This is a genomic window from Marinobacterium rhizophilum DSM 18822, from assembly GCF_000378045.1.
Classification (GTDB): domain Bacteria; phylum Pseudomonadota; class Gammaproteobacteria; order Pseudomonadales; family Balneatricaceae; genus Marinobacterium_A; species Marinobacterium_A rhizophilum.
Map to the genome: position 1 here is coordinate 1 of NZ_KB899095.1, position 16,963 is coordinate 16,963.

At 59.5% G+C, this 16,963-nt stretch carries 16 protein-coding genes; 12 read left to right on the plus strand and 4 right to left on the minus strand.

Translation table 11 applies throughout. From position 1 onward, the window contains the following. Nucleotides 1-493: 493 nt before the first annotated feature. Nucleotides 494-2,254 carry a bifunctional isocitrate dehydrogenase kinase/phosphatase gene (gene aceK, locus F451_RS0108965; RefSeq protein WP_020681029.1) on the minus strand — a complete coding sequence of 587 codons (1,761 nt, stop codon included), beginning with the start codon at nucleotides 2,252-2,254 and terminating at the stop codon, nucleotides 494-496. A 255-nt stretch (nucleotides 2,255-2,509) separates the two neighbouring features. Between aceK and pfkA the strand changes: the two genes are divergently transcribed. The 3 genes from pfkA (at nucleotide 2,510) to F451_RS0108980 (ending at nucleotide 5,437) form a co-directional block, all read left to right on the plus strand. Beyond that, nucleotides 2,510-3,511 carry a 6-phosphofructokinase gene (pfkA, locus tag F451_RS0108970; protein WP_020681030.1) on the plus strand — a complete coding sequence of 334 codons (1,002 nt, stop codon included), beginning with the start codon at nucleotides 2,510-2,512 and terminating at the stop codon, nucleotides 3,509-3,511. A gap of 47 nt (nucleotides 3,512-3,558) precedes the next feature. Continuing rightward, complete coding sequence (zapE, locus tag F451_RS0108975; protein ID WP_020681031.1) at nucleotides 3,559-4,722, plus strand: cell division protein ZapE; 1,164 nt, start codon at nucleotides 3,559-3,561, stop codon at nucleotides 4,720-4,722. 112 nt (nucleotides 4,723-4,834) lie between these two features. Beyond that, complete coding sequence (locus tag F451_RS0108980; RefSeq protein WP_020681032.1) at nucleotides 4,835-5,437, plus strand: DUF502 domain-containing protein; 603 nt, start codon at nucleotides 4,835-4,837, stop codon at nucleotides 5,435-5,437. Between the two features lie 87 nt (nucleotides 5,438-5,524). On the opposite strand, the gene F451_RS0108985 is transcribed toward F451_RS0108980, so the two are convergent. Together F451_RS0108985 and F451_RS0108990 are read right to left on the minus strand one after the other, a co-directional pair. Next, nucleotides 5,525-5,998, minus strand: a complete 474-nt coding sequence (locus F451_RS0108985; protein WP_020681033.1) for a Dps family protein — start codon at nucleotides 5,996-5,998, stop codon at nucleotides 5,525-5,527. 108 nt (nucleotides 5,999-6,106) lie between these two features. Continuing rightward, on the minus strand, nucleotides 6,107-6,751 hold the full coding sequence (locus F451_RS0108990; protein WP_020681034.1) for an MBL fold metallo-hydrolase: 645 nt from the start codon (nucleotides 6,749-6,751) through the stop codon (nucleotides 6,107-6,109). 219 nt (nucleotides 6,752-6,970) lie between these two features. Here F451_RS0108990 and F451_RS0108995 point away from each other — a divergent pair, with 219 nt between their 5' ends. Further along, nucleotides 6,971-7,231 (plus strand): DUF5062 family protein, encoded by a 261-nt coding sequence (locus F451_RS0108995; protein ID WP_020681035.1) that lies wholly within the window; start codon nucleotides 6,971-6,973, stop codon nucleotides 7,229-7,231. Nucleotides 7,232-7,285: 54 nt separating this feature from the next. Here F451_RS0108995 and F451_RS0109000 read toward each other — a convergent pair whose 3' ends face one another. After that, nucleotides 7,286-8,020: a helix-turn-helix domain-containing protein gene (locus F451_RS0109000; RefSeq protein ID WP_020681036.1), complete on the minus strand. Its 735-nt coding sequence runs from the start codon at nucleotides 8,018-8,020 to the stop codon at nucleotides 7,286-7,288. Between the two features lie 136 nt (nucleotides 8,021-8,156). Between F451_RS0109000 and F451_RS0109005 the strand changes: the two genes are divergently transcribed. The 8 genes from F451_RS0109005 to F451_RS0109040 all read left to right on the plus strand — a co-directional run bounded on the left by F451_RS0109005 (nucleotide 8,157) and on the right by F451_RS0109040 (nucleotide 16,962). After that, nucleotides 8,157-8,804 (plus strand): PspA/IM30 family protein, encoded by a 648-nt coding sequence (locus F451_RS0109005; RefSeq protein ID WP_020681037.1) that lies wholly within the window; start codon nucleotides 8,157-8,159, stop codon nucleotides 8,802-8,804. Continuing rightward, on the plus strand, nucleotides 8,801-10,168 hold the full coding sequence (locus tag F451_RS0109010) for a hypothetical protein (RefSeq protein ID WP_020681038.1): 1,368 nt from the start codon (nucleotides 8,801-8,803) through the stop codon (nucleotides 10,166-10,168). Before F451_RS0109005 ends, F451_RS0109010 begins: the two co-directional genes overlap by 4 nt. Before the next feature lie 516 nt (nucleotides 10,169-10,684). Next, nucleotides 10,685-12,223 (plus strand): phage tail sheath family protein, encoded by a 1,539-nt coding sequence (locus F451_RS0109015; protein WP_020681039.1) that lies wholly within the window; start codon nucleotides 10,685-10,687, stop codon nucleotides 12,221-12,223. Nucleotides 12,224-12,255: 32 nt separating this feature from the next. Further along, nucleotides 12,256-12,765 carry a phage tail protein gene (locus F451_RS0109020; RefSeq protein ID WP_020681040.1) on the plus strand — a complete coding sequence of 170 codons (510 nt, stop codon included), beginning with the start codon at nucleotides 12,256-12,258 and terminating at the stop codon, nucleotides 12,763-12,765. After that, nucleotides 12,762-13,577: a hypothetical protein gene (locus F451_RS26680; RefSeq protein ID WP_020681041.1), complete on the plus strand. Its 816-nt coding sequence runs from the start codon at nucleotides 12,762-12,764 to the stop codon at nucleotides 13,575-13,577. Before F451_RS0109020 ends, F451_RS26680 begins: the two co-directional genes overlap by 4 nt. Further along, a complete protein-coding gene (locus F451_RS0109030; protein WP_026291628.1) occupies nucleotides 13,574-14,500 on the plus strand; it encodes a hypothetical protein in 927 nt (308 codons plus the stop codon). The genes F451_RS26680 and F451_RS0109030 overlap by 4 nt, the downstream gene beginning before the upstream one ends. 1 nt (nucleotide 14,501) lies before the next feature. Then, on the plus strand, nucleotides 14,502-15,527 hold the full coding sequence (locus F451_RS0109035) for a Pvc16 family protein (RefSeq protein WP_020681043.1): 1,026 nt from the start codon (nucleotides 14,502-14,504) through the stop codon (nucleotides 15,525-15,527). Nucleotides 15,528-15,621: 94 nt separating this feature from the next. Then, entirely contained in the window at nucleotides 15,622-16,962 is a 1,341-nt protein-coding gene (locus tag F451_RS0109040; RefSeq protein WP_020681044.1) for an ATP-binding protein, read from the plus strand. Nucleotide 16,963: the final 1 nt, after the last annotated feature.

The following is a 16,963-nucleotide window of genomic DNA, read 5'->3' on the forward strand; positions in this document are numbered from 1 at the left end:
TTCAATCTGAGCCATGATCAAACTCTTCAGTTTAAAATCAAGATACCGAAGTATCGATAAATCTGCTCAAGCTAAAACAACTTAAATGAATTCACATGAAGGTTGCTTACCTTGATAAAGATTTTATGCCCTATCCTGACAAGCGCCCACACGAATTACCTGATCAATTTGTTAAAGAGCGTTTGGACTCAAGGACCGTTACCGCTGATCCCGTGTCTCAAGTGAGGCGCATATTCTAGCGACTCAGTGTTTTAAGTCAACCCTTTTTTTCAACTTTCGTGACCGAAGCCGCGCGGAAAACAGGGTGACTCACAAGTCGATAACACCGGCTAACTTTGCAATAAAATCAACCACTTACTTCCGGCTTGCCTTTCGCGTTACAGCTGCTGTTGCTGGGCTGTGCCTCGAAAGTGGGGCTATTTTACTCATGCAGACTGCAGTGTCAACAGCCCTGTCACATTTATTTAATTGGACCGTCACAGACGGCCAAAAGCTAACTGTAATCGCAGCCGGGGGAAGTGGATGTGCGAGGAAAGCGCTTGACCTTGCGGTAGGGGAAAACATCGACAATTTCGCCCTTGCGAACCTGGTCCTGCATGCTCTGCCAGAAGGAGGCGTCGAGCAGGTCGCCATGCAGTTCATTGAAGATACGGCGCACCTTCGCATTGCAGGCCGTGAGAATACTGAATTCCTCAGGAAAGACGTCATTAGGTCCAACGGAATACCAGGGCTCTCCGGACATTTCCTGCTCTGGGTACATCGCTTCTGGAATATGACGAAAATTGCAGTCCGTCAGGTACATGATTTCATCGTAATCGTAGAACACCACCCGCCCATGCCGGGTCACTCCAAAGTTTTTGAACAGCATGTCGCCGGCAAAGATGTTCGCGGCCGCCAGTTGCTTGATCGCCTTGCCGAACTCATTAATGGCATGAAACAAGTCAGCCTCATCGTCGCTCGCAAGGGCCCTGTCGATATAGATGTTCAGCGGTGTCATGCGGCGTTCAGCCCACAGGTGGCGGATGGTAATCAGATCACCCTCGATCTCCACGGAAGATTCGGCGACCCTTTGCAACTCATCAATCAGCTCCTGGGTAAAACGGCTGCGTGGAAACAGGAAGTTGGTGAACTCCTGAGTATCGGCCATGCGGCCTACCCGGTCGTGGCGCTTTACCAGCTGGTACTTTTGCTTGACCACCGCCCGGGTGATGTTCTTCGACGATGAGAATCGGTCCTTAATCAACTTGAACACTACTGGGAATGACGGCAGCGTAAACACCGTCATTACCATGCCCTTGATACCCGGCGCGATGACGAACTGATCGTCGGAACTTGCCAGGTGATCCAGGAAGCTGCGGTAAAACTCTGCTTTGCCCTGCTTGTAGAAGCCGATGGAGGAATACAGCTCCGCCTTCGATTTCATGGGTATCAAGCTATGCAGAAAGTCGACGAACTCGGACGGCACACTTACATCCACCATGAAATAAGAGCGGGTAAAGCTGAAAATGACCGATACGTCATTTTCTTCGAGAATCAACGTGTCGACGTAGACAGCGCCGGCACCGTTGTGCAGAACCGGCAGAATGAACGGCATGGCGCCATTCCCATGATTGATGCGCCCGACGATATAGGCCCCCTTGTTACGAAAGAAAACGCTACGCATCACCTCAACGGTCACTTCCTCCCGGGCGATATCGACGAAGGGAATGTGCTTGCGGGCATGACGCGCCAGATTGCAAATATCCCGACGCCTGTTTTCCCAGGGAATATTAAAGGCGTAATCGTCAAGCAGATCCCCAAGCAACGTGACCAGACCCCGCTTTGTTGAGTACATCCGACAAAACTGCTCACCGGACTGAATCGGCTTACCTTCATATTCGGAACGAATGAACATGTGGGCATCATCCAGCTCATGGTGCCTGAAGACCTTGAGATAGATCGAATTGTAAAAGGTCTCGGCCAGCTCAGGATCATTGCGCTGGCCTAGTTTCTGCGCATAGCAGCGCTTGGCGTCGTGCCAGAGATGGGCGTCATACACAACCTCTCCGAGCTGTTCGACAATGGCCTTGGCGGCTTCCTCGGTGTTGCCTTCATAAAGATCAATGCGCGCCGCACCTGCCCTCTGAATTGCGTGCCAGTCGGCTTTTTCAAAGCGTAGCTGGGCCACCGCGGTAATATTCTGGAAACGGGTACGGTAATCGGCGAATTCTTGCAGTACCGAAATGGCGATGCGCTCGGCAAACAAACCAGTCATGTCTTGGACGTCCTCCTTAAATTTAACCGGACATTCAAATGGGCCCGCGCGTCTTAGCGCTACGCTATCGACCTGGCGCTATCCAGTGACATCCACTTGTATTCAAGGGCTGTTACTGGCCGCTTGTACACACCGCCGGAACCACAGCCTTTACCCTGCCTTACTATCAACCCCAGTACAGGCATATACCCTCGACACCTGTATTTCTGCGCCTGGCGTCTTCTATAGTTGAAGCAAACCACCGGGGAATCACTTATGTACAGACTGCCCGACTCACCCACAGTTACATCTTTCAACACCATTGGCATCCTGACCAGCGGAGGCGATGCCCCCGGCATGAATGCAGCCATTCGGGCACTGGTGCGCGCAGCGCTTAATCAGCAGATGAAAGTCTATGGCATACAGCGGGGTTATGCTGGTTTATTGAATGCGGACATGCGCCGCCTGTCGTCGACATCGGTCAGCAATATTATCCAGCGTGGCGGCACCATACTGAAAAGTGGCCGCTGCGAAGCGTTCAAAACGGCTGACGGACGCGCACAGGCCGCTCATGTCTTGCGCGAGAACGGTATCCAGGCACTTATCTGCATCGGTGGCGATGGCTCGCTGACCGGAGCACACCTGCTAACCCAGGAAAGTGGAATTCCGGTGATCGGTTTGCCCTGCACTATTGATAACGATATTTACGGCACCGATGACAGTATTGGCTTCGATACTGCCGTAAACACGGCATTGGGCGCTATCGATCGAATCCGCGATACGGCACTGTCCCATGAGCGACTGTTTCTTGTCGAAGTCATGGGACGTGAGTCAGGCTTTATTGCTACTCAGGTCGGCATTGCCTGCGGCGCCGAAATGATCCTGATTCCGGAGTACCCCATAGAGCTGGAGTCGATCAGCTATACCCTGGCCACCAACCGCAAGGCAGGCCATGGCTCCAGCGGAATTATTGTGGTTGCCGAGGGCACCGAACCCGGCCTGACGGGTCGCCTGGCCGAGCAATTAACCCAGCACGGCGAAGAGCCGCGCGTCTGCATATTGGGCCACATCCAGCGCGGCGGCAGCCCGACAGGGCATGACCGGGTTCTGGCCTCCTGCCTGGGTGTTGCGGCAATCAGCTATCTGATGAGCGGTCTTACCGATGTCATGGTTGGTACGGTGGGGCGCGACCTGACGCCCGCACCGCTGGGAAATATAATCGGGCACCGCAGACATGATCCGCGACTCTATGAAATGGTGACGATGCTGCATAAATAGGCCACCTATGGGTTACCATCGCTTGGCGATCGGCCGCAGAGAACACCATGACACCAAGCCAGCGTTATCAAGCCCATTTTACGACCACGGATTTTGTCGCCGATGCGGCGCAACAAACCGCAGTGGCCCGACTGGATCAACTACACCGGGCACTGCTGCAAAACAGACGGTTGCGCCGCAAACCTGCGCCACAAGGCCTGTACCTCTGGGGACCGGTTGGGCGCGGCAAGACATTGCTGATGGATCTGTTTCACGCCTCCTTGCCAGCGGGGTTTGCACTGCGATTGCATTTTCACCGCTTCATGGCGCGGGTCCACCGGGAGCTGGCGCACGCATCAGGCAAGCCAGACCCACTAAAGCTGATTGCCAAACAGCTGGCCCGGGAACACCGGGTACTCTGCTTCGATGAGCTCCAGGTATCGGATATCGGTGATGCCATGCTGCTCGGGCGACTGTTCGACGAGCTGTTAGGCCAGGGTGTCGTCCTCGTCGCGACCTCCAACCTGCCGCCGTCAGACCTTTACCGTGACGGCCTGCAACGAGAGCGATTCGTGCCGGCAATTCGACTGCTGGAGCAACATACCGAAATCCATTCACTGGACGGCGGCCAGGACCACCGACGCCACGCCCCGGCCCTTGCCGACGTGGTGCTACCCGCCCCGGCAGACCAGCACCTGGCCCAGCATTTTGCTCGCATCAGCCGGCTCGCCCCGGCACAAATCAGCACGCCCGAAGCCTTCACTACCGACAAAGACCACATCCTGTTATGCAACCGCACTATCCCGGTAATCAGGCAGGGTAACGGGACCGTCTGGTTAAGCTTCGCCGCCCTGTGCCTGGGTCCACGCTCTTCACTGGATTACATTGAACTGGCACAGCGCTTTCATACCGTGCTGCTGAGCGATGTGCCGGTGTTTCGCGGTCAGATTCGCGAAGGCATCAAGGCCCGGGGCACCGAAGATGGCAGCTACACCCCCACCAGCACCGGAAACAGGACGGTACTCTGGTCCCCGATGGATGACCCGGCCAGGCGCTTTATCAGCCTGGTTGATGAACTGTATGATCGAAATGTGAAGCTATTCCTGTCGGTGCAGGCACCGCTGGAAGCTCTGTATGAGGGGGGCAAACTCGAATTTGAATTCCGCCGCACGCTGAGCAGGCTTATCGAAATGCAGTCTGGCGGCTACCTCGCACGCCCGCACCAGCCCTGACATCCCTTTAATACGGCGGCGCTAGGCCGACCCAGTAATACGCCATACATGACCGGTTCAGTCGCCCAAGCTTATAGTGTGACAACCAGAACGGACTGCAACGGAATTCCATATGACCTACGTGATGCGCCTGTTTTTCCAGGGACTGCTGCTGTTACTGCCGGCAGTACTGACCGTTTACCTCGTCTTTCTGATATTCACAGCACTGAATGAAACCCTCTTTTATGCCGTCGGGGCGCTCATCGGCCGTCTGTTCCCGGGCGTTGAGTCCGGCTGGCTGGTGACACTGACCGGCATCGGGGTGACCTTCGCCATCATCATCATGACGGGACTTCTGGCATCCAACTACCTGGGGAAATTTCTGCTCGGGCGCATCGATGCGCTACTGGATCGCATTCCAGTGTTCAAGATGCTGTATAGCTCGCTGAAAGACCTGTTTGGGGCCTTTCTGGGTGACAAGAAACGCTTCAATACGCCCGTGCTGGTCAGCGTGACTCAGGATGACACGGTACGACTGATCGGTTTTGTGACCCAGGCGTCGATGGCGGATTTCGGCCTGGAGAATGATGTCGCCGTGTATCTGCCACAATCCTATAACTTTGCCGGCAACCTGATCGTGGTTCCGAAAACGAAAATTCAGCGCCTTGACGTGCCTTCTGCCACCGTTACCGCCTTTCTGCTCAGCGGCGGCGTTTCCAGCGCCACCAAGTCTTGAGAATCTGATTAACCGGACGCTGAAACAGGCCGTCCTGGCCGGTTTCATCGTCGCCCTTGGAAATCAGCCGGAGCGGGCAATCCCGGATCAGGCCATGCTGCGCAGCATCCAGGCCGTTTTTTCGTGAATCCGCATGCGGTCCGATACCAGCGATGCGGTCGACTCATCGTCTGCGGCCTGCGCCACTTTCAGAACTTCGCGACAAGTACGCACCACCTGCTCGTGGCCCTGGGTAAGCAGCTGCAGCATTTCTACAGCGGGCGGCACACCATCGACTTCCTTGATGGAACTCAGGCTGGCATACGCCTTGTACGTGCCTGGCGCCACTGCACCGAGGGTACGAATACGTTCTGCCACATCATCCACCGCCAGTGCCAGTTCGTTGTACTGTTCCTCAAACATAAGATGCAGTTCGCGAAACTGCGGTCCGGTCACATTCCAGTGAAAGTTGTGCGTCTGCAGGTAAAGCGTGTACGAGTCCGCCAGCAGATGGCTCAGGCCGTCGGCGATAGCCTTGCGTTCAGTTTCTGCAATACCGATCTGAATGGGCTGAGTATTCATGCCTTTTCTCCTTGCTTATGCTGTTTAACTGAAACCAGCATAAGCAAGGACAATTCATAGTTAAAATTACAACTATAAATTGCTTTAATTGCCTGAAGCTATCTATGGTTAGCCGTAGCGTGTATCCGACACAAAAGGATTATTTCGCCGCTCATCCCCGAACGTCGACATGGGCCCGTGTCCCGGTATGAAGGCAACATCATCACCCAGTGGCAGCAGCTTGTTGCGAATCGAATCGATCAGTTGCTGATGGTTGCCCTGGGGAAAGTCGGTGCGCCCGATCGAGCCATGAAACAGCACATCCCCCACCAGCGCCAATGCGCTCTGCTGATGATAAAACACCACGTGACCCGGCGTATGACCAGGGCAATGCAGCACCTGCAACGACTGATTGCCCACGGTCACGACATCACCATCGTCCAGCCAGCGATCGGGCGTAAACGACTCCACCTTGGGAAAACCGAACATCTGGCTCTGCTTGTCCAGCCCTTCAATCCAAAACAGATCGCCACGGTGCGGCCCTTCGATGGGAACCCCGAGGCGGGAGGAAAGCGCATGGGTACCACCGGCATGATCGATATGCGCATGGGTCAGCAGAATTTTTTCCACCTCGACACCAAACTCATCAATACGTGCCTGAATCCGATCGAGATCCCCACCAGGATCAACCACCGCGGCCTTGTTGGTTTCTTCGCACCAAATCAGGGTGCAGTTCTGCTGAAAGGGTGTGACCGGGATAATGCTGTACTTCATGTTGAGCCTGCCTGAGGAAAAGTTGCCTCAGTATACCCAACGACAAAGCACCTTTCAGCGCCGCCCTGCACTGTCGCTTTTCAGCCGAATCGACCGTGTACAGTCAGGCAGACCAAGCGATATGATATTCGGGCACGGCGGTCAGCGTACAACAGGGACAGGGTCGCCGAGCCCCGTACGTATAATCAGAACAAACGCACCGAAAAGGCAGGATGAATCATGAGCAAACTGAAACAGGAAGCCGAACTGGTACGTGAAGCCATCCGCGTTGGCGGACTTTACATGCAAAAACGCGGCGCCGGCGAATTCGAAGCCACCGATAGCGCCAGCGAGAAAACCCGGGCACTTTACCGTCTGCTGGTGAAGGATCAGCTGATACAGCCCCTGGCCCGGGACCAGGAAAACGAGCGCAACATGAAACACAAACTGGCACTCTGGATTGAACGCCAGCTGCCGGCCGGCCATCCGCTAAAATCCTGAACACCCAGGCCTGAAACGGCGGGCCTGAAGTGACATCAGGCCCGGTCATATCGTCTACTGCCGCAGAAACGGCTGAGAAGCTGAAAACTCCCACTCCCGCAATGCCAGAAGCACTCCGGTATTGCGCCGCTCGGCCAGGGGCCGGCTGGCGTCCTGACGCTGCAGGTCGGCGATCTCCTGACTCAGCGCCTGCAGGCGTCGAGCGATCAGCAGACGCGAATGTTCGCTCAGCATACCGGTACAAAACAGCCGGGTGCCGCCAGACTTTCGAAAACTGCCGCGCAAAAACTGCTGCTGCACCTCCTGCTCGAAATAACGCTCGATGGGGCCCGCCGGAATCCAGCTAAAATGCTCGTCAATACGCAGCTTGATGCGGTTGTTCGGCAGCAGGTCGATAATATGCAGCCGATCCAGCTTGGCCAGGCAGCGAATACACTCGGCCTCGCTGATACTGTAACGTCCGGTGATATCGGCAAAGCCCAGATGGTTCTGCACGAAAACCGCCACCATGAGTAGTAGCGGATCGGCCACCAGCTCACGCTCCTGATCCTCGGTCAGCCGGGTGATATGGGAGCGCGAAGCCTCGAACAGCTGAAACAGCTCAGACAGATCCATCTGCATCAGCTGGCAGATCTGTTCAATACGCGCCAGCGAAAAGCGCTCACTGGCGAACTGCCGTTTGACATTCGCCTCACTCATGCCAAGACCCCGGGCCACATCGGCATAGGTCAGTCCGCTGGAGCGCAGCGCCCGTTTCAGGGTCGAGATAATCGCTTCAGTCTGCGCCATGGCCGCCTCCAGCTTAAAAAGTATTGTTTAAGTATACCTGCCAGTAACGAAATCAGTGCTTTTGCCAAAACAGTTCATTAATACGTTATTCAGGCAAAGAATGGCTTCGAACCCCTAGTGCCGGAGACCCCGCACCATGTCACTGATCAAACGCTTGTCCACCACGTTTATCGCCCGCCTGGATGGCATCGTCGGCGAAATCGAAGACCACGAGGCCGTTGTTCAAACCAGCATCGATGAGCTGCGTCACAAGGTGGCGCAGTCCAAGGCAAGATTTAATCAGATGCAGCGCGAGGAAACACAACTGGCTCAACGCATCGAAACACTGGAGCAGGATGAAAGTCGCTGGGCTGCGCGGGCAAAAGCCTGCGCCAGCGATGATCCAGCCAAAGCCCTGGCCTGCATTGAACGCCGCCAGCGCTGCAGGAATGAAGCTCAACACCTGACACAGGGCCTGGCCAGCCATCGCCAGGCAACTGAACGGCTGTCACGGGATATCTCGAACAGCGAGGTACGCTTGCAGGAACTGAGCAACCGCCATTCGATTATGCGTGCGCGCCAGAGCGGGACTGCCGCCCGCGCCGCCGCCCCGGACAATGAACAGTCGCTGCGCGCGCTGGAAACCAGTTTCGAGCGCTGGGACGCACGACTCAGCGAACAGGAACTGCGTCTTGGCGATATCGGAGTGCACGACAGCCTCGACGATACTTTCAGCCACGACGAACACCAGGCACAGCTGCGCGCCGAGCTCGACGAATTACTGCAACAGGAGCAGGGAAAATGAACCAGTACTCCGACCCCTGGCGACCCACCACGATGCCGGACGCAAGCACCGCCAGCGACAATGATCACATCAGTACTCACCAGGTGATAACCACCAGCACCCCACTCATGCAACGCCTGCCCCAGTTGCTGCGTATGGCTGGAGCCACGGCCCTGCTGGTTGCGATGTACAGCTTCCTGGTACAGGGCTGGCAGGACAGCAATGATCTGCTGCGTTATGCCATGCTGCTCGGTCATAGTGTGCTGCTCTGTGGTCTTGGGCTTGCCAGCGGTCACTGGCTACGCGAACCGCGGGGGGCTCGCCTGCTGACAAGCCTTGCCCTGGTCTCGGTGCCGGCCAACTTCACCATACTTGGCGCCTTTGTTTATGCCAGTGTCGGCGCGGGTTCTGTGCCCTATCCCGGTGTTGCCCAATGGCAGCTGCATTCCACTGGCCTCACCGCCGCCACAGTGACAGCCGCCAGTCTGATGCTGGTTCCCGTCGTACTGCTGGGCTTTCGCGTTCTCGCCCGGCCACTGAGCGGCCGACTGACACTGCTATTCCTGGCCGGCAATATCGCCCTGCTGCTGCCCGTGCGCGATCCAGCGCTGATCGGTGCAATCGCACTGCCGCTGGCACTGCTGACACTGCTGCAGAATGAGCGCAATCGCGACGAGCACCTGTGCGCCCGTACACCGGACGGTATCACGGCCCGCCTGATGCAGTACCTGCCGCTGGCAGTGCTGCTCGGTCGCAGCCTCTGGCTCTACGAAGCAGACGCTTTCCTGCTCACCGCCGGACTGCTGAGCGTGTTTCTGGCTATGCGTCAGCTAAGCCTGCTGCTGCCAGGCCAGTCTATCCTTCGCGGCCTGCTGGAAGTCAGCAGCGGCGCACTAACCCCGCTGATCGGCATCGGCATCGGCATACTGCTGGACACTTGGGTGGTCAACGAACTGATACTGCCAACCTGCAGCCTGGTGACCGCTGCCCTGCTCTGGGAGCTGTCCCGTCGTGTCGAGATGGCGCCGTCACTGTACCGCTCGCTGGCAATGCTGGCGTTGCTGGCCGGCTTTGTCGGCAACCTCTACCTGTTTGGTGGTGTCGACATCGCACTGTACTGCATCGGCACAGGCGTGGCGCTAGCGGTATTTGGACAACAGCGCCAGCAGCTGGCCCTGTTCGGCACGGGTCTGCTGATCGCAGCATCCGGCCTGCTCTACCTGCTCTTGCGCTTATTGGCGGAGTTTGATCTCGGTGGCTGGCTCAGCCTGGCGCTGATTGGCATGCTGGCCATCGTACTGGGGTCACTGCTGGAAACCCGTGGCGGGCGCCTGCGCCCGGCGCTCGGACGGCTGCATCAGCGCTTTGCAAACTGGGAGGTTTAAGGTCCTGCTGGCACAGCATGCTTAATCGCAGCACACTCAGCCAACCTGCTGCGCATGATGAAATCAATAGTCCCCCGGTGCGCTGGCGCCGGGGGACTCACGCCGAAGGGACGTCGGTAAAAACTCAGCGCCGAGCGCGGCCGAGCATGCCTACGGCAATTGCGTAGATGGTTATGATAGTAATAATTAATAGGTATGACCTGTACGTTTTACGCGACATCAGCTGGCATGACTGACGCCGCATGACAACAGAAACGCACAACAAAAACTCAACAGCTGAGCATATTTTAACCTGAAGTTCACCCTATCAAATCCCATTCACTCATTCCCCGCTTGTGCTTGCACGATTCTCATCTTGGTGCCGGAACAACCTGAACTACGTTAAAACAGGTGTTAGAAACCCGCACGACAGCCGTAGTAAAGGGATTCAGGATTCAGGGGAAACAGGGAAGCCCCGCGGTCGCATGTCCGCGTGCTTGCCAACATCTCCTGGACTTCACATTCAGGAGTCAGAGCATGGCAAGCTATCTACATCCCGGTGTCTATATCGAGGAAATTCCCAGCGGTTCGCGACCGATAGAAGGTGTTTCCACCTCGGTCGCAGCCTTCGTTGGCCGCGCCTTCCGCGGACCCGCCAACCAGCCCGAACTGATCGGCACCTGGGATGAGTTCGTTGCCCAGTTTGGCGACTTTCGCCAGGCCTCGGGCGTCAGCAGCGAGAGCGACGCCATGGCACTCGCCGTGCGCGCGTTCTATCAGAACGGTGGCAAGGCCGCCTATGTCTGCAACATTCGCGGCGCCACGCCGGTGGCGTCCACTGTGACGCTGCAAAGCGGTGGCACCGATATCCTTCATGTCACGGCCAGCAGCGAGGGCACCTGGGGTGACCTGTTGCGCGTGGCGGTCTACGCCAATGGCGCCGAATTCGACCTGCACCTGGGAACCGAGTCCGACGGCGATTTTGTCCCACTGCCAACCGAAGGCTTTGTCGGTCTGAGCATCGACCCTACGGCCGATAATTTTGTCGAGAAGGTCATCAATGGCGGCTCCCGCCTGGTGCAGGTAAGCCTTGAGGAGGGTGCCAGCAGCCTGCCGGACCTCAACGATCCGGACGATGCCGCCAGCTTCAGCACGCTGGGTGGCGGTGCTAACGGCTCAGGCCCCAGTGCCGACGACTACGCCAGCTTTTACAGTACGACACTGCGCAAGTACAGGGACGTATCCATCCTCCTGCTGCCGGGTGAACAGTGGCCCAGTGATGGCAGCAGCAACGATTACATCACCAATACCCTGACCCACTGCGAAAGCACCATGAGTCGAGTATTGATACTCGATCCCCCGGCCGACACTGAACTGGAAAATGCGACGGATGTCAGCGACCTGAGCCTGCCGACCTCGACCTATTCGGTGCTTTACTACCCTTGGGTCAGCGTGAGCAACCCGCTCTACCATCCCGACTCCAACCCCACCGCGAGCAAAACGCTGCATGTCCCCGCCTCGTCGATCGCCGCCGCTATCTGGGCCAAGAACGACACCCGCCGCGGTGTCTGGAAGGCACCCGCAGGCGTCGAAACGCGCGTCAACGTCAGCGGACTGCAGTACACGATTGAGGATCTGGAGCAGGACGGCCTCAACCCCTCCGGCATCAATTGTCTGCGCAAGCGCGCCGGCTACGGCCCGGTCATCTGGGGCAGCCGCACCCTGGCTACCCGCGCCGATCCCGAGTGGCGCTATGTGCCGGTACGGCGTACGGCCATTTATATCGAGCAGAGCATTTACAACGGCATCCAGTGGGCGGTATTCGAGCCCAATGCCCACCCGCTCTGGAGCTCGCTGCGAGCCAATATCGGTTCCTTCATGAATGGCCTCTTCCGCGCCGGCGCCTTCCAGGGCACCACCGCCAACGACGCCTACTTTGTGCGCTGTGGCCTCGGCGACACCATGACCCAGGGCGATATTGACCGGGGCCAGGTGATCGTGGTGGTCGGCTTCGCACCGCTGAAGCCAGCCGAGTTCGTGATCCTGCGAATCCAGCAGAAAGTCGCCCAGCAATAATTCCCCGGTAAACATGCCAAGGAGGCTGCACCATGGCCGCACCGATGTTCAAGGTCAATGCGCACCGCTACGACCCCTACCGCACGTTCATGTTTCAGGTGGTGATCGATGGCAACCCGGTCGCCGGGCTGAAGAAAATGAGCATTCTGAAAAAAAGCACCGAAGCCGTGAAATGGCGCACCGCCGGCGACCCCGCTCACGAGCGGGTGCTGCCAGGGGGCACAAGCTACGAGCCCATTACCCTGGAACAGGGGCTGACCCACGATACGGTGTTCGAGGACTGGGCCAACCTGGTCAACAATATCCAGGGCAACGCGGCAATGTCGCTCAAGGAATACCGCAAGGACATCATCCTCAACGTCCTTAACCTGCAAGGCGAGGTGGCAATCTCCTACCGTGTCTACCGCGCCTGGGTATCGGAGTTCCAGGCACTGCCCGAGTTCGACGCCGGCACCATGAACGCCGTCGGCATCCAGACCATCACCATCCAGCACGAGGGCTGGGAACGTGACGAAGGTGTCTCGGAGCCGACTGAATCATGATGCACCTGCCCGGTGGCCTGCTGATCGATGACCGGCTGGAGCGGGGCTTCGCCCTGACAGCACCGTCGGGCTCGCTCGACATGCGCCTGCATGAGCTCGCCGAAACATCAGTATCGCGACCGCAGTGGCTCACCGACCTGCTGTGCGAACTGCTGCAGCACCTGGGCGGCGAACCGGCCACCCGGGCACGGGTGGAGCGTCTCTGCCTCGCCGACCGCCAGGCGATCGTGCTGGCGTGGCGCGCCCGGCGCGAACCGGACCCGCAGTGGTGGCACCTGCGCTGCCATGCCTGCGAGCACCCCTTCGACGTGCCGCTGTCGCTACAGGCACTGCCCTGCTCTGATGCCGGTGCCAACTTTCCCTTTGCCCGCGCCGAAACCTCGGCCGGCCAGCTGACGTTGCGGATACCCGACGGCCGGGATCTGTGCTGGCTGGCGCAGCAACAGGACAAGCCCGAAACCCGCAAGGCCCTGGTGATGCGCCTGCTGATTGAGCCGACCGACGTGGCGCTGAGCGACGATGATATCGCCGCGATTGAAAACGCCATTGAGGCCGAGGTGCCGGAACTGGCCGAAACGCTGGATGCCGACTGCCCCGAGTGCGGCGCCACCAACCGCCTGACGTTAGACCCCTGCCAGGGACTGGTACCCGCGCTGGACCCGCTGCTCGACGATATTCACCGGCTCGCGGCAGCCTACCACTGGAGCGAAGCCGATATCCTGGCACTGCCGGAACCCCGCCGGCGCCAGTACCTGCAGCGCATCGATGGTGACCGCGGCATGCAGACAGGGTATGCGGGAGGCCTGAGATGAGTGGCTATTTCCAGCGCCTGATACGTGAAGCCCACCGCCCGGCGGTAAAAGCACCCGCTGGCGAGCCTGGTCTCCAGGGGCCGGGCCCCCAGGGACAGGGCCCGGCCTGGCTGGCCGAGGGATCCTTAGTCGCCCAGCGCAGATCCAGTCCAGGGCATGACACCGTCTCGCAGGGCTCCGCGGACATGGAAAAATCCACGCCAGCCCGTCACCGGACACCCCCCCTGCCTGAGCCCCACTCAGGCAATGATCCGGCACCCGTACGATCCGCGAACGTGCGAGCGGGCATGGTCACCCCGCTCAACCCCTTGCATGCAACGGTCGCAGCCGACGACGGAGCGAATGAGACGCCAGCGGCGACGCTCGCCGACAACCGTCCAGATCATGGCGAGCCCCCCGGCAGTGCCGGGTACTCGACAGTGCGCGAAAGCCACGGTGTGGTTTCATCCAGTCCTGCGCAAGCAGCGGCTGTTTCGCCTTCAGTGTTTGACCATCAGCCGGATCCGTTAGCCGCCGCACCTTTTGGCGCGGACACGCAGCGCCAGGCACAGACTGCCATCAAGGCCCGGGAGCACGGTTCGGCAACCGCGACCCAGGCGCCCGATCCGGCCGAGCAACCGTCCGCTGCCACCGCTGATACGGCCAGCAGCGGATTAATCCCCAGCGACGATGCGCCCCCCCTGCCGGAATCCAGCTCGGCTGGCGTTGTCAGTGCAGCCTGGCGATCCCCGGATCAGCCACAACACCTAAGCGGCCACGCGCCTGGCGCTCGCGACGACAGGCCTCGCGCGCTGGAAGCGGTACATATCGGCGAGATCCACATCCGTGTTGTCGACCGCGAACCCGCTGCCCGCGGTAAACCCGGCGTCTCCCGTGGCTCCAGCTCCGGCAACGACAGCCGCAGCCTGATCAGGAGTCTCTGACATGCCGATCCCGAGTTCCTCCTTCTACGAGATCTGTGATGCCATGGCCGAGTATGTCCGTGTCGGCCTGCAGGCCGTCACCCACGACATACATATTTACCTGGGCGCCCCGGCGGAAATCGCCGGCAAGAAGGACGAGCACCGCATCAGCCTGTTCTTCTACCGCTTCGAGCCTTCCGGCTTCCAGGCCGGCGCGCACCCGCAGGACCCCTGGCGCCTGCGACTGTTCTGCATGTTTAGTTGCATGGCGGCCGAGGACAACATCGATAACCCCGGCGCCGACGACCTGCGCCTGCTTGGGCTGGTCATGGCGCTGTTCCACGAACGCCCGGTGCTGCCACTGATCGAGATCGGCGGCGAGCAGCTGCGCCTGCAGGTGGTGTTCAATCCGTCCAGCGATGAGCAGCTCAACCAACTCTGGTCGATCCAGGGCGAAACCGGCTTTCGCCCCTCGCTCGTGTACGAATTCGCACTGGCGCCGGTGATGCCGCAGGAACGCCGCGGCGAGCCGCCCAGGGTCGGCACCTTCGGTCTGGAAACCGGCGCAGCTATCGACGCCCGCTACGCCCCGTTCGACGGCAGCCTGCACGTTCCGCTGGCAACGGCACAGCAGGTCGATACGGCCAATCCGGCCTGGGCACCGCTGGCCTGCTGGGTCGATGCTGACCAGTGCATCGGCAGCCTGTCGCTGGACGTTGACGTCACGGATCCGGCGGTGTTTACGCCAACGCTCTGGGTGGCGGGTCTTGCCGGCGCAAGCGTGACGCTGGAATGGCAAATATGGCAAGGCGACCGCTGGTCCAGCGTGCCCGGCATCAACCTGGTGATCAGTTCCCAAGGCCTGGATCCGGACCTGATCCCGGTAGCGCTGCCGCAGATCGATCTGCCGCCACTGGATATCGATGCCGAACATGACCGCTGGCAACTGCTGCTGCACGCCACCCGGGAGTACCAGCCAATGCCCGGCAGCCCGCCGCTGACACTGCGCAGCAATCCACTGCTGATCAGCCTGTACCGGGGAGCCTGAGCATGATCGCCGCACGATTTGCGAATATCAGTTCCAACGTTTTGCCAGCCTTTACGTTGCAACAGGGGTGTGGACTGCGCCAGGGAGTGCCGGCATGAGTATCGCCCTGCAGCCTGAAATCGGCGCCGATTCCCGGCCGGCACCGCAGCACTGGTGTGAATGGCAGCGAATCGAGCTGCTCTGCCTCTGCCTGCTGCAGGCGAATCAGGGCCCACCGCAGAATCTGCTCGATGACCTCAGGGCTCTGCAGCAGCGGGTCTTGCAGTTTCGTGCTGACGACTGGTGGAGCGCCGGACTGCCGCAACCGCTCGAGGGCATCGCGCAGGATGTTCTGGCCTGCGTACTCGCACCGCAGCTGATTCCGCGCATCGGCTGGCTCTACCAGGATTTGCAGAGCAACCGGGAACCGGCGCCCTGCGAGGCGCTGATCGCAAGCCTTCTCGCCCTTCCCGACGAGGAGCTGCTGCAACTGCGCGAGGCGCTGCAGCAGCTTGAACAACAGGGCCTGGTACAACGGGATCACGACAGTCCCTTCGGCACCATCATCCCGGACCGGCTGGCGCTGGCGCGGCTGATGGGCTGGACCGAGCAGGACTACGCCCCGCCCGGCGCCATCGCTGTGCGCAGTAACGCCACCTGGGACGACCTGGTACTGCCAGACGAAGCCCTGCGCATGCTGCAGGAGTTCATGCTCTGGCTCGCACACCGCAAGACGGTGGTCGATGACTGGGGCGGCCAGCTCACCGGTGGCCCGGTGGCACTGTTCGCCGGCCCCTCCGGCACCGGCAAGACCCTGGCCGCCAGCGTGCTCGCCAATGCCCTGGGCTGGCCGCTTTTTCGCGTCGACCTGGCGGCACTGGTCAGCAAGTACATCGGCGAAACCGAAAAGAATATCGGCCGGCTGTTCGACGCCACCCACGGCCGTCGTGTCGTGCTGCAGTTCGACGAGGTCGATGCCCTGATGGGCAAGCGCGGCGAGTTACGCGAGGCCCGCGACCGCTACGCCAACATGGAGGTCAGCTACCTGCTGGCACGGATCGAGAGCCACGACGGCCCCTGCATCCTGACTACCAACCTGCGCAGCCAGATCGACAAGGCATTCTGTCGCCGCTTCCAGATGGTGGTCGAGTTCCCGCGCCCCGATCAAATACAGCGCCGCCGACTCTGGCAGTGCCTGCTGCCACCCAGGGCGCCACGTACGGCAGACCTCGATCTCGACGAGGTGGCCGCCGCGGTCAACCTCACCGGCGGGCAGATTCGTAATGCCGCGTTGCACGCCGCCTATCTGGCCGCGGCCGAAGACGGGGCCATCGGATACCCCCATATCAGTCTCGCGATCCTGCGCGAACTGGCAAAAGAACAGGCGCAGGTCAGCCCGACCCAGCTGGGTGCGCTGTCGGGCCACCTGGACCACGCACTGACGACAGGGAGATGAC

Excerpts from the sequence above, each read along its gene's own strand:
- aceK (WP_020681029.1), bottom strand. The coding sequence starts at position 2,254 with ATGACTGGTTTGTTTGCCGAGCGCATCGCCATTTCGGTACTGCAAGAA.
- pfkA (WP_020681030.1), top strand. The coding sequence starts at position 2,510 with ATGTACAGACTGCCCGACTCACCCACAGTTACATCTTTCAACACCATT.
- zapE (WP_020681031.1), top strand. The coding sequence starts at position 3,559 with ATGACACCAAGCCAGCGTTATCAAGCCCATTTTACGACCACGGATTTT.
- F451_RS0108980 (WP_020681032.1), top strand. The coding sequence starts at position 4,835 with ATGACCTACGTGATGCGCCTGTTTTTCCAGGGACTGCTGCTGTTACTG.
- F451_RS0108985 (WP_020681033.1), bottom strand. The coding sequence starts at position 5,998 with ATGAATACTCAGCCCATTCAGATCGGTATTGCAGAAACTGAACGCAAG.
- F451_RS0108990 (WP_020681034.1), bottom strand. The coding sequence starts at position 6,751 with ATGAAGTACAGCATTATCCCGGTCACACCCTTTCAGCAGAACTGCACC.
- F451_RS0108995 (WP_020681035.1), top strand. The coding sequence starts at position 6,971 with ATGAGCAAACTGAAACAGGAAGCCGAACTGGTACGTGAAGCCATCCGC.
- F451_RS0109000 (WP_020681036.1), bottom strand. The coding sequence starts at position 8,020 with ATGGCGCAGACTGAAGCGATTATCTCGACCCTGAAACGGGCGCTGCGC.
- F451_RS0109005 (WP_020681037.1), top strand. The coding sequence starts at position 8,157 with ATGTCACTGATCAAACGCTTGTCCACCACGTTTATCGCCCGCCTGGAT.
- F451_RS0109010 (WP_020681038.1), top strand. The coding sequence starts at position 8,801 with ATGAACCAGTACTCCGACCCCTGGCGACCCACCACGATGCCGGACGCA.
- F451_RS0109015 (WP_020681039.1), top strand. The coding sequence starts at position 10,685 with ATGGCAAGCTATCTACATCCCGGTGTCTATATCGAGGAAATTCCCAGC.
- F451_RS0109020 (WP_020681040.1), top strand. The coding sequence starts at position 12,256 with ATGGCCGCACCGATGTTCAAGGTCAATGCGCACCGCTACGACCCCTAC.
- F451_RS26680 (WP_020681041.1), top strand. The coding sequence starts at position 12,762 with ATGATGCACCTGCCCGGTGGCCTGCTGATCGATGACCGGCTGGAGCGG.
- F451_RS0109030 (WP_026291628.1), top strand. The coding sequence starts at position 13,574 with ATGAGTGGCTATTTCCAGCGCCTGATACGTGAAGCCCACCGCCCGGCG.
- F451_RS0109035 (WP_020681043.1), top strand. The coding sequence starts at position 14,502 with ATGCCGATCCCGAGTTCCTCCTTCTACGAGATCTGTGATGCCATGGCC.
- F451_RS0109040 (WP_020681044.1), top strand. The coding sequence starts at position 15,622 with ATGAGTATCGCCCTGCAGCCTGAAATCGGCGCCGATTCCCGGCCGGCA.